Source organism: Cloacibacillus sp. An23 (genome assembly GCF_002159945.1).
GTDB lineage: Bacteria > Synergistota > Synergistia > Synergistales > Synergistaceae > Caccocola.
Genome location: NZ_NFJQ01000005.1, coordinates 200,217 through 216,418 on the forward strand (window position 1 = coordinate 200,217; position 16,202 = coordinate 216,418).

At 64.5% G+C, this 16,202-nt stretch carries 11 protein-coding genes; 2 read left to right on the top strand and 9 right to left on the bottom strand.

The window, feature by feature from the left end; translation table 11 throughout:
• Positions 1–25: 25 nt before the first annotated feature.
• From B5F39_RS06585 to tssF, 9 genes are read right to left on the bottom strand one after another with little or no spacing between them, the layout of a single operon-like run.
• Positions 26–820, bottom strand: a complete 795-nt coding sequence (locus B5F39_RS06585; RefSeq protein WP_087365182.1) for a DotU family type IV/VI secretion system protein — start codon at positions 818–820, stop codon at positions 26–28.
• 4 nt (positions 821–824) lie between these two features.
• Positions 825–2,207, bottom strand: a complete 1,383-nt coding sequence (tssK, locus tag B5F39_RS06590) for a type VI secretion system baseplate subunit TssK (RefSeq protein ID WP_087365184.1) — start codon at positions 2,205–2,207, stop codon at positions 825–827.
• Positions 2,197–2,808, bottom strand: a complete 612-nt coding sequence (locus B5F39_RS06595; RefSeq protein ID WP_087365186.1) for a type VI secretion lipoprotein TssJ — start codon at positions 2,806–2,808, stop codon at positions 2,197–2,199. The genes tssK and B5F39_RS06595 overlap by 11 nt, the downstream gene beginning before the upstream one ends.
• Positions 2,798–3,199 carry a DUF4150 domain-containing protein gene (locus tag B5F39_RS06600; RefSeq protein ID WP_087365188.1) on the bottom strand — a complete coding sequence of 134 codons (402 nt, stop codon included), beginning with the start codon at positions 3,197–3,199 and terminating at the stop codon, positions 2,798–2,800. The genes B5F39_RS06595 and B5F39_RS06600 overlap by 11 nt, the downstream gene beginning before the upstream one ends.
• A 1-nt stretch (position 3,200) precedes the next feature.
• Positions 3,201–3,791 (bottom strand): DUF3540 domain-containing protein, encoded by a 591-nt coding sequence (locus B5F39_RS06605; RefSeq protein ID WP_087365190.1) that lies wholly within the window; start codon positions 3,789–3,791, stop codon positions 3,201–3,203.
• Between the two features lie 59 nt (positions 3,792–3,850).
• On the bottom strand, positions 3,851–4,840 hold the full coding sequence (locus B5F39_RS06610; RefSeq protein WP_087365192.1) for a pentapeptide repeat-containing protein: 990 nt from the start codon (positions 4,838–4,840) through the stop codon (positions 3,851–3,853).
• A gap of 4 nt (positions 4,841–4,844) precedes the next feature.
• Positions 4,845–7,652, bottom strand: a complete 2,808-nt coding sequence (locus tag B5F39_RS06615; RefSeq protein WP_087365194.1) for a DUF2169 domain-containing protein — start codon at positions 7,650–7,652, stop codon at positions 4,845–4,847.
• Positions 7,653–7,680: 28 nt separating this feature from the next.
• Positions 7,681–8,667: a type VI secretion system baseplate subunit TssG gene (gene tssG / locus B5F39_RS06620; RefSeq protein WP_087365195.1), complete on the bottom strand. Its 987-nt coding sequence runs from the start codon at positions 8,665–8,667 to the stop codon at positions 7,681–7,683.
• Positions 8,625–10,313, bottom strand: coding sequence for a type VI secretion system baseplate subunit TssF (gene tssF / locus B5F39_RS06625; protein WP_087365197.1), 1,689 nt, complete (start codon positions 10,311–10,313; stop codon positions 8,625–8,627). The genes tssG and tssF overlap by 43 nt, the downstream gene beginning before the upstream one ends.
• 279 nt (positions 10,314–10,592) lie before the next feature.
• On the opposite strand from tssF, the gene tssA reads away from it, so the two are divergent.
• Positions 10,593–12,155: a type VI secretion system protein TssA gene (gene tssA, locus B5F39_RS06630; RefSeq protein WP_087365199.1), complete on the top strand. Its 1,563-nt coding sequence runs from the start codon at positions 10,593–10,595 to the stop codon at positions 12,153–12,155.
• An 807-nt stretch (positions 12,156–12,962) separates the two neighbouring features.
• Entirely contained in the window at positions 12,963–15,314 is a 2,352-nt protein-coding gene (locus B5F39_RS06635; RefSeq protein ID WP_087365201.1) for an Ig-like domain-containing protein, read from the top strand.
• Positions 15,315–16,202 lie beyond the last annotated feature (888 nt).

Consider the following 16,202-nt stretch of genomic DNA (forward strand, 5'->3'; position numbering starts at 1 on the left):
TCAGCCGCACCTTCCTCCGAACAGATCAAGGAACGCCGTGGAACGGCGCGTTCGCCAGAACGCCGGCGCAGTAGAGCGCGAATACGAGACAGACCAGCAGCGGCAGCGCCACGTAGGCGGCGCGCTCCGCTACGGCGAGGCCGTACTTCGGGAGGCGGCGCGCGGGCGGCGCTTCCGGCTCAGGCTCGTCGTCGAACAGCGCGCGGCAAGACGATCGGACGCGCGCAAGAAGCGAGGCGTCGCCGTAGAGCGCGCCCCTGAAACCGAAGAGGAGGCAGAGCGCGAACACCCTGATGGCCTCGAAGCCTTCTCCGCAGCCGCGCGAGGCCGCCGCGTCGAAGCGCTCCGCGAGGTCGAGCTCGCGCCAGCTTCCCTCCGCGCCGCCGTCCAGCTCCGCGCAGGTCATATCCCCGGCGGCGGACTCCTCCGCGCCGTCGCGCGGCACGCCTCTGACGCGGCGCGGCGCTCCGCACGAATCGAGGCACTTGTCTAGCTCCTGATAAAAGAGCCGTCCCGCCTCCGAGGTGCCGAAGTATCTGAACTGGAGGCTGACGGCGGCCCACGACGCCGCATCGGCGCGCGGAGAACTCATCATCTGCTCGTCGGCCCACGCGTATACGGCGAGGCGCGCCTGCTCGAGCGCGCGCCGCCCGGCGGCGGACTGAGACTCTCCGGGGGATACGGCGGAGCGCTCGCGCCCCGCGAGCTCAACGATGCGCGCGTTAGCCTCGGCGAGCGGCGTTTCAAGCCCCTCGGGCGCTCCTGCGTAGTGGAGCGTCTCCGCCATCAGCGGCGCGAACCGTTCGCATAACCCGTTCATGCCCTCACCTCTCGACTACCGTTATCTGGACGCGCAGATCATCAGGCGCGCCAGGCAGCATGTACGATATCTCCCCGTCCGCCTCGAGCCTGCGCCAGAGCGGGTCGTTGGAGTCTATTCTGAAATATAGCGTGTCTCCGCGCCTCGGCAGCCCCATCGGAGGCTGCTCGCTGCGGCGCATGCGCACGCCGGGCAGAGCCTGCGTCATCAGGTCGGATATCTCGGAACTGGGCGCGAGCTTGCCGAGCGCCGGCGCCCCCGCGAGGTCACCGCCGCCCGGAGAGCGCAGCAGAAGCCAGTAGTCGTAGCTTCCGGCCGAGAGAGCGCCGCGCGGCATCACGGCTGAGAACACTCCGGGCGAGGCGGCGGGCTCGAGGTCGAATATGAACTGCGGCCCCATGACCAGCGTGTCCACGAGGCGCATTATCACGCGGGAGACGGCGCTGAAGCAGCCGTACAGGTCGGTGTGGTCGTATGGCGGGATCACGCGCGCCCCCTGCCGCGTCTCGCCGAGCGGAGACATGTCGGGCGCGAAAACCGAGAGCTCGCCCGCGATGCGGCAGAGCGAGCCGTAGACCTCCCACGGGTGGGCGTTCGGCGCGCTGAGCCAGCGGTTCAGCTCCGGTATGCTGCGCCCGAGCAGGCCCAGTATCGCTATGAGGACGGCGCCGTGGCCCTGTATCCCCTGCCAGTTGCCGTCGTTCGTCGTTATCTTGTATTCGTCCAGATGGCGGTTGCGCGAGAGCAGCGTGTCGGAGACGTCGTGGACGAGACGGTGCAGCGCCGGCGACGCGCCGATATCCACGCACGGCGGGGCCATGCGCTCGTCGAGGCGGACGCGCTCGCCGTCGCGCACGAGGCGCGCGATCGGCATCTTCCACAGAGCGCCGCCCTCCTCCTCGCCGAAGCAGAGGCGCATGTTGTAGCGCAGCGTAGAGACCGACATTTCCGGGCCGCTGCAGTAGTAGTCCGGCACCTCGTCCGGCTCGGGCGGCGCGGCGTAGCGGAAGTTCTCGGGCGCTTCGTCGGGAGACTGCGCGCGCACGACGTTGCCGCCGCTTTCCCGAAACTCCGCGATGCCGGCGTAGACTGTCAGCGGCGCTTCAGGGTTCGTCCACGCCTGCCCGAAGGGCCTAGGCTGGAGCCACGCGTTGCCGGGCAGCGAGACCCATTCACCCGACGGAAGCAGCAGTTCCATCGAGACGGCCTCGAAGACGCCGTTCGCAACGGCGTTCTCGTTCACCTCGAGACGGCGCACCCCCCACAGGTACGGATTGAGCAGAGCGAGGGCCGCCGCCGTCCTCCTGACGTTCTGGATGTATTCGAGCTGAAAGTGCTGCGGCTGCAAAAACACGCCGTGTTCCCAAAAAACAGGATTATCGTTCATCTATACCTTCACCTCCAGTGACGGTTACAGCCTCCGCGCTGAGAGAAACTCCGGCTGCGAGAGTTCCCGCGGTGTAGTATGTGGTTCTGCGCCGTTTCAATTTTATTACGGTCGTCCTCACGGGAAAAGGGACGTAGGCCGAGCAGCGAGCGGCGTCACCGTGCGCGTAGCCCGCCGCGGCGGCGAAATATTTCGCGCCCTCCATGCGGTCGAGTGTCAGCGAAATTTTTTCGCCCGGCTGGACGTATACGACCCTGCTCATGAGCGCGGCCCCTCCGAGAAGGTCGAGGCCGCCGCCGAGGAGCTTCGCCACGCCGTCGAAGGACGACGCGAGCTCGGAGAACTTGGCCATGTCCGAGAGCTGATACAGACAGACCGTTATCCCGAGCGGCGAGCCGTAGGCGAAATTCAGGTCATTCGCAGCCGTTATCGCGACGGTGAGGCCGTCCTTCGCCTGGCTCCACACGACCTCCGAAGGCTTGAGCGCCCCGTCGGGCGGCGGCGCGGGCCTCTTCGCGGCCTCGCAGCGCGGCGCGGAAAAAATCGCGAGCGCGGCGAATACTGCTGTCGCGCAGAGAAGCCCGAAACGCTTAGGCGACATCTACCTTGGCCTGCGCCGCTACGGAACAGAGACCCACCGTGTTGCCGTCGTTGTGCTTCGTCGTCGCGCCCTGCGAGACCGCGGCCTTGCCCTCGAGCGTGACCTTCTTCGAGCCGGAGACGAATTCCCCCTTGCCGATGAATTTCGACGATACGACGCCGCCTCCGGCGGTGCCCGCCTCGTCTCCGTTCGAGATCGCGGTTTGCGACTTCACGTTGAGCGCTAGCGCGCCCGATATGAATACCTTTTTGCACGCTGTGTTCGGCAGCGCCATATTGCACATGAATATATTCACGTAGGGGATCGGGACCGGGCCGCCGGGCGTCGGCGTCTTGCAGACGTCGGGCGCGCTGCTCATGCACGTCCCGCCCTGTAGTGTGAGCGCGAACATCCTAGCCCACCTTTATGCGCTCGGCGTCGAGGTCGAGCATCGCCTTGGCGCGCACGTCGGCGTTCTCTGCGCGAAGGCGGTAGCTCGCTTCGCTCTCCACGCGCATACGACCGGCGCGGCGCTCGTCGAGGCCGTCCGTGCGCTCGGAGAGCTCGCCGTAATGTCCGCTCTTGCGCGCGATGCGCTCGCCGAGCCGCCGGGCCGCGGTCTGCACCGCCGCGAAGCCCTGCAGCAGAAGTCCGCCGCCCATCGACACGACGGTTCCCTCCATGGATATTGAACGGGAGACTATGCTGGCGCTTTCGCTCTCGACCGAGAGCTCGCGCGCGCGGAGCGCCGTCTTCGCCGGAAGCTCGATCTCCGCCTCCGTGTCTCCGCGAACCAGTACGCACGTCACCCACGCTTCGCCGCCCGGCAGGAAGGCCGTCAGCACAACGTCGCCGCAGCGCGGCTTGAGCAGGCATCCCGCCGCGCGCTCGGCGCGCACCAGTCCGCGCGGCGTGCGCACGAGCATCGCGCCGTCGTCCCCGACGCCCGCTACCGTCCCCTTGACGAGCGCGCCGTCCGCTTCTATCGGAAGTGCGTATCCCATACCGTCTATCCCCTTTCCACTAAACCATCATCGTGCGTGATAAAAAATCTATAAAGCCGTTACTTGCCGCCGAAGCGGAAATTTTCCGCCTTGAGCAGTTTCTCGTCAGTGCCGCGCAGCCCGCCGGTCAGAGCGCCGGACATCGAGGCGCCGCCGAAGCGCACTCCGTGCCCGTTCGCGAGGGACAGGTCGGCGCCGTCGAAGCGCGCGCGTGAAACGTTCGCGTGAGACAAATCCGCCATGCGCAGCCTCGCGCGCGAGAGATTCGCGTAAGAGAGGTCGGCGCCGGTGAAATTCGCCTTCTCGAGCGGAGCGCCCGAGAGGTCCGCCAGAGCGAGCGAAGCGCCGGCGAAATGAGCCGCCGTCAGGTCGGAGCCGGTGAAAACGCATTTGTTCATGACGCTTCCGATAAAGCCCGCGAGGCCGAGAGAGCAGCGAAGGAATTGGGATTCGGAGAAATCCGTCTCCATCGCGACTATCTGCGTGAGCTCGCAGTCCTCGGCGGTCACGCCGCGGCAGGAGCAGCCCTGGAGCACCAGCATCGCGCCGCGCGCGCGCGTCATCCTCATTCCGTCGAGGCGGCAGCCCGCGCAGTGCGTCTTTTCTATATCCGTATCCACCCAGTCGGGCAGGGCCGTCTCCATCTCCATGAAGGTCGTGAGGCTGAGGCGTGCTCCGGGCCACGAGCAGCCGGAGAGCGCGCTCTCATGGAAGAATGCGCGCGTCATGTCCGCGCCGCCGAGCCCGCACTCCGTCAGCCTCGCGCGGACGAACGCCGCGCCGCGAAGAGAAGCGCCGGAAAAGTCGCAGCAGCCGAGCTCCGCGTCCTCGAACGTGCAGTCGGAGAGCTCCGCCCCCGTGAAGGAGCAGCCCTCGGCGCGGCAGCCGGTAAAATCCGCTCCCGTCAGCTCCGCTCCGTCGAAACGGCAGTTCGTCAGGACCTTCCCCGCGAACGAAAGCCCGCCGAGGCTTCCGCATCCCGTGAAGTCAGCATCACTGACTGCCTCCTGCGCCATTATTTCGTCAAGCCCCTTTACTTCGTCCGCCACGCCGTCACCTCCCCTTCCTCGCCTCTACTACGGTCTGTCCGCAGTCCGCGCCGCTCATGTCCGTAGCTCCGTCCGTGAATATGCGGCAGAGGTCCGCGCCGAATAGATTGCTCTTTGACAGGTCAGCGCCGTGAAGGCGCGCCTCCCTGAGCGAGCCGCGGAAAAGGTCTATCCCGCGCATCGAGGCCCCGTCGAGGCGGCTACGTGAGAAATCGCCGCCGCGCGCGGACGCTCCGGTCCAGCGCGACGAGGAGAGCAGGCAGTCCGTGAACGAAGCGCCGCCCGCCTCGGCTCCCGTGAAGTCCGAGCCCGTGAGGTCGCACTCCGTCCAGTTCGCCTCCGTCAGGCCGGCCCCGGCGAAGCTGCATTCGCGCGCGCTCGAACCGCGGCAGAAGGTCGAGCCGCCGAGCGCGGCTCCGGCGAAGTTCGAGCCGTCCGCTTTCGATTCGTGAAAATCCACGCCGCGCAGGTCCGCGCCCGAGAAATCTGAGGCGCTCACGTCACTGAAGGCGACGCGCGCGCGGCTCAGCGCGGCTCCCTGCGCGCGAAGTCCGCGCGCATCGGTATTGTAGAGCGACGCGCCGGCGAGGGCCGCGCCGGAAATGTCCGCGCCCTCGAGCAGCGCCTCGGTGAAGTCCGCGTCCTCCGCCGCGGCCGACGAAAGGACGGCCCCCTTGAGGTCCGCGCCTGTGAACGACGCGCCTTTGAGGCTCGCGCCAGCGAGCACGGCGCCCGCGAGCGAAGCGCCGTTGAAGCTCGCGCCGTCGAGCTTGGATTTTATAAACGAAGTCCCGGCGAGTTCCTGCCCCGAGAGATCCATCCCGGAGAGGTCGAGGCCGTCGAGCTTCGCCCCCGCGAGCGAGCCGCCCGAGGCGATGAGCAGGGCTGCGGACTCGCGCGAAAGCGGCGCTTCCGCGGCCCCGCGCACGGCCTCCGCCGTGTTTTCCACGGCTTCGGCGGATTTTTCCGAAACGGCTGGCTCAGCGGCTGACGCTGCGACGGGGACCGCAGCAGGAGCCGCGCCGCCGCCCATCGTCACGCCGAGCTCGTTCATCTTCTTCTGTATATTTTCTATGCGTCCCCTTACGGAGTCCTTCGGGAAGCCGGCAGCCGCTTCGAGCCGCGACGCGTAGTCGAGCAGCTCGCGCGGGTCGTAGGGCACCTCCTCCTCGAGCGCGGCGGCGAAGCGAGCCGCGGCGGCCGGCTCCATACCGGCCTTCACGAGCTGCGCCGCACAGTCCGCCGTGCCGCGCGAGGGCGCAGCCTCGCTCTCTCCGACCGGCAGCGAGGCGAGCGTCTTCTTCATCCTCGATACGACGCCGGCGTCCGCTCCTATCGCCGCGCCGAATTTTTCGGCGTAGGCGTCCGAGGCCGCCTTCCACGCGGCCTTGTCCTTGAAGTCCTCTATATTCGGCACCAGGATGTCGAGCGCCCTCCTGACGGATTCTATCTGCGCGTCGGATACTCCGGCGCGTTTCAGCGATTCCTCGAAGGCAGGAGGCTTCGCCGCTCCGGCCCGGGCCGACAGCTCCGCCATCCGCTCCGAGAGCCTGTCTATACGCTCGCGCGTCTCAGCGGCCTGCTCCGCGGTCATCGGCGGCAGGCCGGCTTTCGCGAGCTCGGCGTTTATCCCGGGCAGGGACTCTTCAAATTCCTTACGCATGTCCGCGCGCAGCTCCGAGGCGGAGACGGCGAAGCTTTCCCCGCTTGGCGCAGCAGAAACGGCCTGCGCGTGCGAAACGTTTTCCGCTTCCGCGGAGGCTTGCGCCTCGCCTGAGGCGGCGTCATGCGTTTCTAGCTTTTCCGCCGCCGCGGCTGCCGCGCCGTCCGCTGCGACGGCGGCTGAGGCTTCGGCTCCCGCGGTCTCAGCGCGCGCGTGCGGCTCCACAGGCGGAAGCTCCTCCGGCGGCGCGGCGTAATCCGCGGCGGCCTTCGCCGGCTCGCCGTCTATGTTCAGCGAAACGTTTACCTCTTCTATGCCAGCGCCGGCCTCGTCGTCGCATTCGACGGCGGCGTGCCACAGCAGCAGGCCGACTGCCGCGTCGGGGAAGAGCCAGAGCGTGTCCGGCTGCGGGGCCTTGCGCGAGGCTCCGTCCTTCGTCACGAAGGAGAAGACGGCCTCCGCCCTCGGAACCGCCGTCTCTATGGACGGTAAATCCTTGTTAAGGTTGACGAGAGCTACCGTCTCGCCGCCGCGCAATCCTTTCGGCAGTCTTTGGGGCGGCTGAGACAGGTTATAAAAGCCCCAGTCGAAATCGTCGGGGACGCCGGGCCATTTCTCGCGCAGCCATTTGCCGTCGTAGGTGCCCATACGCCCCATGCGGCAGGGCCACGCGCCTCGCGGCCCCATGCACGCGGGCGCCCCGTATGGCGCGGACTCGTCAGTGACCGGCGGCTTTTCGCCCTTGCCGGGGCGCGGGCCGTCTGGATTCTCCGCGTCGCTGCCCCACGTGGAGCTCCAGCCGAGCCCGGCCGAGACGAAGGGCTCGCGCCCCTCTACAAGAAATCTCCGGCGGCTCTCGCCGACGCGCACGGAGACTATCGTGCCCCTGGACGGCGCTCCGCCGGGAGCGTAGGCGCGTCCCGCGAGCAGCCACTCGGCCTCCTTCTTGGGCACGCCCATGTCGAGGCATTCGCCGGGGGCGAGCGCGCCCATCGCGGCGGCGAAGGCCGCCGTAGGTTCCGCCGGACGCCCCGTCGCGAGGTCGAAGGCGAAGCCCGCCGTAAAGCCCATACGGAGCTTCCCATCCATATAAAAAGGCTGATACGTCAGGCTCAGCAGCTCATGCGCTTCTGTTTTCACAACTGGCATCAGCTTTTCGCTCCTTCCGATAAAACCGTCATTTCTTCCACGATATCTTCACCGGCTGCACGGCCTCGGAGCCGAGATAAAATCCGAGCCTCGCGCCGGCTCCGAGCGCCGCGGGCGGCGGCGTCCCGCCGTCCGGATGCAGCACGAGGTCGAACTCATGCGGCGAGTCGAGATATCTGTCCACCCGGTCGCGGAACGTCTCGTATCCGGCGCGCCCCGGGAGGAACTCCCCGGCGTCGCGCGGCCCAGCTTTCCAAAGATGCACGCGGAATCTGCCCGAGCAGTCCGCGACGGACGAGCCGAGCACTGCGTCGTCCCCGAGCGTGCAGCCGCCGCGCCCGAGGAGGCAGCGCTGCCCATCCGGCACAGGCGCGCGGCGCTCGACGCACTGCTCGACCTCGACGTCGCCGCGTCCGAGCACGAATGCGATGTAGCGCTCGAGGCGCACCGCCGAACGCGGCCTCTGCGCGAGAAGATCGACTATCGCAAGTGCCTGCAGCCCCGGGTCGCGGAGCGTGTCCTCGGCCTGCCCCATCAGGCTGTACTGTATGAACTCCGCCGAACGCGACGCGCTCTCCACCGTGCGCCTCGGGATGTCGCCGTGGCGGTTCGCCGCGTAAAGCAGATGATAAAGATGATTGTTGAGTATATCGAGGAAGTCGCGCGTCACGCTCTCGTCGTCGCGCGCCTCGTCCAGCAGCTCCTCGGTGTAGAAGGTCGGGAGCGACCCCATCGTGCTGTAAAGCCCGTAATAGGGCACCGTTACGCGGAACACGCCCCCGCTGCGCCCTTCCCTGCGCTCGACCGAGACGACCTCGGAGGGCGGGAAGGCGAGTGAAAGCCACGGCACGACGCGCAGATTCCTGCGGAGGAAGAGGTCTATCCCCTCCGCCGTATCAGCGTTGAGCGCTCCGATCAGCCACAGCGCCTGGTACATCGTGAAGCGCTGCGGCTCGGTCATAAGCCGGCGTTCTAAATCAGCCGTCTGGTTCCTAGCCTCGGAGTCCATTCCCATCGTTCGCCGGCGCCGGAGACCGTGAGCACGAGCCTTGTATATGTATTCATCGCCGCGAACTCGGCGAGGAACTGGTCGAGCGAGTCCGCGAAAAGCCAAAGATCGCCGTCCGACACGAAGCCGGCCGGATCAAGTTCAAGGTCGAGACGCCGCCCGCGCAGCATCCGTCCGCGGAAGAGCCGCTCCTCGCCGCACGACGAAAAGGAGCGCACGGACTGGCAGCGCTTCGCGCACGCGACGGCGAGCTCCGGCGCGTCGCCGGAACGCGGCGCGTAGAGCGAGAGAGTCTGCCGAAGGGCCTCGGCTGAGGCCACGGGCAGCAGGTTGGCGTTCATCTGGGCGAGGAAGCGCCACTGCAGGCTCTCGTCTGTGGGCGGCGAAAGAGTAGCAGAGGGAGCCGTCACGTTCTCGAACGAAGCCTTCGACGGCGAGCTGTCGGTCGGCCGGCAGATGTCGCCCTGAAGCAGCCTGTTCGGAATGCCGCGGTTGCAGCATATCAGCTCCATTGACACCACCCGCTCGTCGAAGCCGTCCGTCGAATCGGGACGGCGCGGCATGGAGAGATAATATTCCGATACGGCCCCGTCCTCCGGCATCGTGTATCTGACGCTGTAAAGCATTCCGCCGCGCGACTCGCCGTAGAGCCCGTAGGGCCGGCAGCGTTCGGCCCTTCCTCCGCGGCGCACGGCTGCGACGTCCGTAACGCCGAGTATATCGACGTACTGACGCTCCTTGACGTGCGGATATATGCGGTATTCCTCCTGTGTGAAGTCTACCTGTATCGGTTCGGAATGCACGCTGAAAATATTGCAGGCCGATACCGTGTTGACCGCGAACGATCCGTCGGAGAAGGCCGGCAGAGGCGCGACCGACGGGCCGAAGCGGAAGGTTACGCGCAGCTCCCGCGAAGATTCCGCGAGCGGAAGCCGTTTCAGCCCGGACAGGCTGAAGGCCGTGAGATGGTCGGGACAGCAGAAATAGCGCACCAGCGACATATAGGAGCGGTTGGCCGCGCGTCTCTGCGGTAGGCGCAGATCCTCAAGCGGAGGGCGCTTTATGGAAAGAGCGGAAGCCGGGAGGCTGACGGATGAAGCGCCGGAGGCGACAGACACGGACTCGAGCCGCGTCAGCAGCGCGAGAAGGCGCTGCGAGGCCTGCGCGTAGGAGCCGACGAGATGGAAGTCCAAACTGTCTGGCAGAAACCTCTCAAGCGGCGCGGCCGCGCGCAGCGTCACGGTCACCTCCCCCGACATGTCGCTGCGCGTCTCGCTTTCTGTCGAAGCGACCTCGAGCGGCAGCACGTCGAGATCCCACATCGTGCTGTAAAGGCACGAGACGCCGCCTATCGGACGCGATGCGAGCTGCGTGCCGCGCGGAACGGCGAGCGGCTCCGTAAAGCCGGGGCTGAGTGAGAAGCGCATGACCGCCATCGACGGCACCGGCATCACCGACTCCGGGAAGACCTCGCGCAGCAGCGTCTGTATGAGCTCCGGCGCGGTCTGGTCGAGACGCTCGTGTATCTTCGCGCACAGGTACGCCGTCCCCTCGAGTATGCGCTCGGCGTCCGGATCTCCGCCCTGCTCCAGCAGCATGGGGGCGACGGCGGGATATTTTCGTGCAAACTCGCGGGCGCCCTCGTGCAGCATTCTCAACTGTTCCTGAAAGTACTTGTTCACGGCCGCCTCTTTCCCTGATAAATCTGCAAAACTCCCAAAAACACATGAAGCGTCGTTAAAACTAATCTGTCATTTCTAAATTATACACAAGGTTTATCAAATTGCAAATTACAACGGCTCGACATAAAGGCGTAAACTGTCCCTCAGTGCGCTTGACAAACGAAGCGGGCCGTCCGTAATATAATTTTACCGGCCGCAGCGGCGCGCAGCGCGCCGCGGACGGCGCAAAAAACTCAAGAGGACACTGAAATGGACATAACAGCGCTCGCGGCGTCGCCCGTCAGCGAAAGCTCGCCGGCAGGCGCGGACGCCAAATACGAACCCGAATACGAAGCGATGACGGCGGAGATAGCCAAGCTCTCATCCGTCAGCCGGAGCGAGCCGATATCATGGCAGGCCGTCGCGGACAACGCCGCCGAGATACTCGCCCACAAATCCAAAGACATCCAGGCCGCCGCATACATGGCGGTGGCTCTTCAGTACACCGAAGGGACGCAGGGGCTGCTCGACGGCGCGAGGCTGCTCCACGGCCTGTTCGAAAACTTCTGGGACGACGCCTTCCCGCCGAAGGCGAAGCTGCGCCGCCGCCAGAACGCCTACGACTGGTGGCACGAGCGTACGCTCGAGCTGCTGAAGAAGGACGGGCAGCCGCCCGTGAGCGCGGAACTCGCGGAGGACGCGCGCAGCGCGGTGCTTGAGCTCGACGGGCTCGCCGGGACCCTGATGGAGGAGGCGCGCCCTCTGCGCGACATAGCCGAGGCGATACGCGCTCTCCCGCTGCTCCCAGAGGAAAAGCCGGAGCCGGCGGCTCCGCCCGCCCCAGCGCAGCCCGAGAACAGAGAGGAACCGCAGACCGCTCCGCAGCGCGAGCCGGAACCGCCGCTCGCGACGCCCGCGCCTCAGCCTCCGGCCGCCGCGCCCGTACCCGCGCAGCCAGGCGACACGGCGGCGGCGCAGGCCGCATTCGTCGAGGCCGCGCGCGCATACGCCTCGGCGCTCCGCGCGGAGGATCCGGCGAACCATCTTGCGTGGCAGCTCCCGCGCGTCGCGCTCTGGGGCAGGATAGCCGCGCTGCCGCCAGCCGACGGCTCGGGGCAGACGATGATCCCAGCGCCGGACATGGAGAGGATCGGAGCCGTCGAAAGGCTGCTCTCGGGGCAGAACTGGCTCAAGGCCGCCCTCGCGGCCGACGACCTGTTCCCCTCTTATCCGCTGTATATAGACCTGCAGCGCATGGCTGACGAGGCGCTGGGCAGGCTCGGCCCCGCCTTCGCCGCGGCGCGCGCGCGCGTGAGGAGCGAGACGGCGGCCCTCATGGAGCGTCTGCCGGGGCTCGCGAAGCTCAGCTACGACGGCGGCACGCCATTCGCCGCGCCGGCGGCGCGCGCGTGGCTCGACGAAATAACGCGCGGCGGAGACGAAGCCGGCCCCGCCGGCGGCGTCGCCTTAGATAAAACAGGAACAGCCGTCGCCGAGGCGAGGGAGCTGCTCGCCGGCGGCGACGCCGCCGGCGCGCTGAAAACGCTCGAGGATGCGCATGGTTCATCCGCCGCCGCCAACGCCAGACTGCGCGCCGAAGAGCTGCGCATACTCTGCTCGCAGCGCGAGACGAAGGCCGCCGCGGCGCTCGCGCGCGCTCTGACCCGCGAGTTGGAGGAAAGCGGGCTCGCGAGGCTCGAACCCGAGCTCGCGGTCGAAACGATGACGGCGGTCTGCCGCGCTCTCGACCTCTCCGGCGACGCGGAGGGAGCGGAAAGACTGCGCGAAAGGATAGCCGCGATAAAACCCTCCGCCGTGCTCGGATGGAGCTGAGACCGCCGGACGCGGGTCGGCCGTTAAAAAATTTCCGCCGCGCCGCGGAGGCGCCGCCCCTCTGAAACGCGAGGCATACGCGAGCCGGAATCCGCGCGGACGGACGGAACGGCGGCCTGCAAGGGTAAAACGAGCGCCCCGGCGCTCTTTGTCCGCGCGCGGACGAAATCCCATAAATCCGCCGCGCGGCATTGATTCGCTTATCGCCGTTCAACTATGCGGGCGAGGCCGCAATATCTTGTCATTCCGCGCTTTGACGCCGCGCGCCGTCCGCGAAAGCTGACGTTTAGCCGTTTATAGTCAATTAACTTGATTACAAAAATCAGTGATTTCGTCACCCCGCGCCTAACGCGGGGCCCAGCGGTTTTTACTTCCGATACGCCGCGGTATTTGAAGCCGCCGGACGCCGGGGCGAGCCCGGCATGACAAATCAAAGTTCTTCTTCATAAATTGAATGGCTATACGGCGCGCGCCCGACGAGACGGAGCTCGCGCCGTATAGCCAAGCGGCGGGCTTGCGCGGGGGATTTTCGGCGTCCGCCCGCGCGTATGGGTGCGTCCGGCGTTAATAATAGTCATAAATGCGCTATGAACATATCAAAAATTACCTTAACGACGCTTATAGATGCTATAATAATCAAGACTTTAATCTGCGGCGCAGCCGTGAAGGAGGAAAATGTACCATGAACAATGAACCGGCGTTCATAACTGAACTATCGATTGTCCCCCCCCCGCTAAACGAAATTTTAGTTTAGCAAAATTCTTTTCATCCCTTCTGCTATTCGTATTTCTTTTCTCACTGGCAACATTGACCTGCGCGTCGAAGTCGTGGGCCGAACCGGCGACCGAGACGACAGACGGCGCCGTCTACTATCTGCTCGCCACGCCAGAGGATCTAGCGTGGTTCCGCGACGCGGTGAACGCGACGAGCGCCGACGCTGCCGCGCCGGACATCAACGCGAAATTGACGGCTGACATCGACCTCTCCGGCTATGAATCGTGGACGCCGATAGGACAGGGCACCGACGCGACGCCCAACGGCTACGAGGGAATATTCGACGGAAACGGTCACAGCGTTACGGGGTACACCGTGACGGCGCACGTCGAAGTACGCGGCTATGAAAACAACAGCGATGTTAGTGGGTACACGCCGCGCGCGTCAGGATTATTCGGCTTTGTCTCAGGGACTATCAGGAATCTCAGAGCAAGCGGAACTGTCAGCATTAACGAAGAAACTACAGGCATCGCGCTCTGCGTCGGCGGCATAGCAGGTTATCTCCAGACCGGCCAGTCTCTGATAGAAAACTGCTCTTTCTACGGCAATGAGGAAAGCTCCGTAACCGTCAATTCAGTCGACAGAACCTACGCAGGCGGCATTGTCGGGCACGCAGACACGGACGGCGTCGCGCTGATAGGATGCTCCAACGAAAGCGCAGGGGACATCAGCATAACAATGACAGCGGGAAACCAGTCCGCAGTAGGCGGAATCATCGGCATGAGCGGAGAGAAGGCTTCTATTATAGACTGCGTAAAGAGCGGCTCTGGCAATATCGTTACCAACTCGCCTGGCAGGGGCGTGGCAGGCGGCGTTATCGGATATGCGTTCTATAGCGTAGATAACTGCGTCAACAGCGGAGCCGGAAATGTAACCGGCATTTCTACCTCTTCTAGTAAGGTTTATGCCTATGCCGGAGGCATTGTCGGGTATGCTGACGATGACTCTCCGGTAACAAACTGCTCATATAGTGGCTCCGGCAATATCGAAGCAAATTCAAATTTCGACGGCACCTACACAAGTAACTGCAACGCATACACCGGCGGCATTGCAGGCTCTGCCTATGCAGGAGTGCAGAACTGCACCAACAGCGGCTCTGGTGACATTACGGGCAGCGCCGGTAGCTCTCCCTACGTCGGCGGCATAGTCGGGTACGCCCAAAAACAGCCGGTTACGAACTGCGTTATGAGCGGTTCTGGCGATATCGAAGCAAACGCGACCGTGTGGAACTCATACGCTGGAGGCATCGCCGGACGGAGTGACTTGGGAGTCGAGAACTGCATAAACATAGGAACGGGAGACATTGCATCGTCAACAGAGGCAAGCAACAAGAACGCCTGCGCCGCCGGCATAACCGGGGCAGGCAACGCTACGGAGTGCGTTATGAGCGGCACCGGGACAATATCGGCGTCGGCGCCGAATGAATCCAATCAGTTAGCTGGAGGACTTATAGCGACAGAGGGCAGTTCGTCGGACTGTGCGTGGAACAAAACGGAAAATTCTCCCGAATACGCGAACCCCGGCGGTACAAGAGAAGACCCTAACCCTACCAATGAAGGCGTGACCGTCGTCAAAGACGTGGAGCTGGACAGCGCCGTAGTTGCGCTATCGGCCTCGATTTCTTCCAACACGATGTACGTCGGCGCGGACGAGACGATTACCGTCAGCGCTCTGCCGGGCGACAACGGGACGATAAACATCACGGATTTCAGCTCGTCGGACGACACGATAGTCGCGGTGAGCGAGGGCGAATACGGCACGCTCGTGCTGACGGGCGTCAGAGAGGGCACGGCAACTGTGACGCTGAGCGCCGAGGCCGAGGCCACGGACTTTTCCAGCCTCGCGGGCGGCGAATCCGGCGGTGATGTGACGAGCGGAGACATTACTAGCGGCGATGTTACGAGCGGCGACGTGACCGCGGAGACTAAAAAGGTCGTCTTGAAGAACGTCTCGTTCACCGTCACCGTCAGCAACGTGGCGCTCGAAGGCATATCGCTCCCCGCCTCCGTCCAGATGAAGGCGGGCGACACGCAGACGATAAACGTGACCTACACGCCCGGCGACGCTACGGAAAAGGGCGTGACGTGGAGCAGTTCGAATGAAAGCGTCGTGACTGTGACGCCGGCCGCCGAAAAAGGCGCGGCTACGCTTAGGGCGGTAAGCGCGGGCACGGCGACCGTAACCGCAACATCCGACGACGGCGCGCACACGGCGCAGTGCTCCGTAACGGTCAGCGCGGCGGAAACGGACACGCCTGACACACCACCCCCGACGCCGGAGCAGCCGCAGCACTCCGGCGGCGGTGGCGGCGGCGGATGCAGCGCGGGATTCGGAGCGCTTGCCCTGCTCGCGTTCATCCCGATAGTCATGCGCAGAAAGAAATAGCCCTTTAGGGAACAAACACACAACAAAGCCAAAGCCGGAGGGAAACCTCCGGCCTTGGCTTATATAATCATTTGTAGTTATTTAACTTATGGAGAATAACTTTAATTCGTCATGCCGGACTTGCCCCAGCATCCGGCGTTGTTAAACATCGCCGGCTTGCCGGAGGTTTAAAGCCGCGGGATTCCGCGTCAAGCGCGGAATGACGACGAAAGCAGCTGATTCTCTTTGTTGATTAAATAGCTATAAATAATGATTATAATTATTTGACTTTCAGCAGAGAGTATCGCTTTCAGCATGGCAGGGCCGACCCCGGCGGCGAGCGTCGTCAAACATCGCGGCGTATGGAAACTAAAAGCCGCGGGATTTGGAGCCACTGGATGCCAGGGCAAGTCCGGCATGACAAACCTTTGTTCTCCTTCATAAGTGAAATGATTATAAAAGCCGCTGGGCCCAACGTCGAGCGCGGGGTGACGAAATCTCCGATTTTCGTAATCAAGTTAATTGACTATAAATATACTAAACGGCCACGCGCTTCGCACTCGGGGCCGTCGTTTTATACTATTTCGGCTGTTTATAGTTATTCAACTATTTAAGAATACGGCGGCTCTCTTCGTCATGCCGCGCTTGACGCGGAATCCTGCAGCTTCAAATGCGTGATGCCTCGGTGAACACAAACCGCCGGACGCCGCGTCGTGGCGTGAAATGACGAGAGATACGTCTTTCTTGTAAAGTTTAGTCGCTATAAGAACACGGCGGCTCTTATCGTCAATTCACGCCCGCAGCGGCGAGCCGCGGAAATCTTCAGCGCCCGTCCGCGCGGAGGGCGCGCGGCGCGGCGATGGAGCCGGCCGTTTTTGTTTGCCGGCCGGCAACTGTATCCGCCGCGCC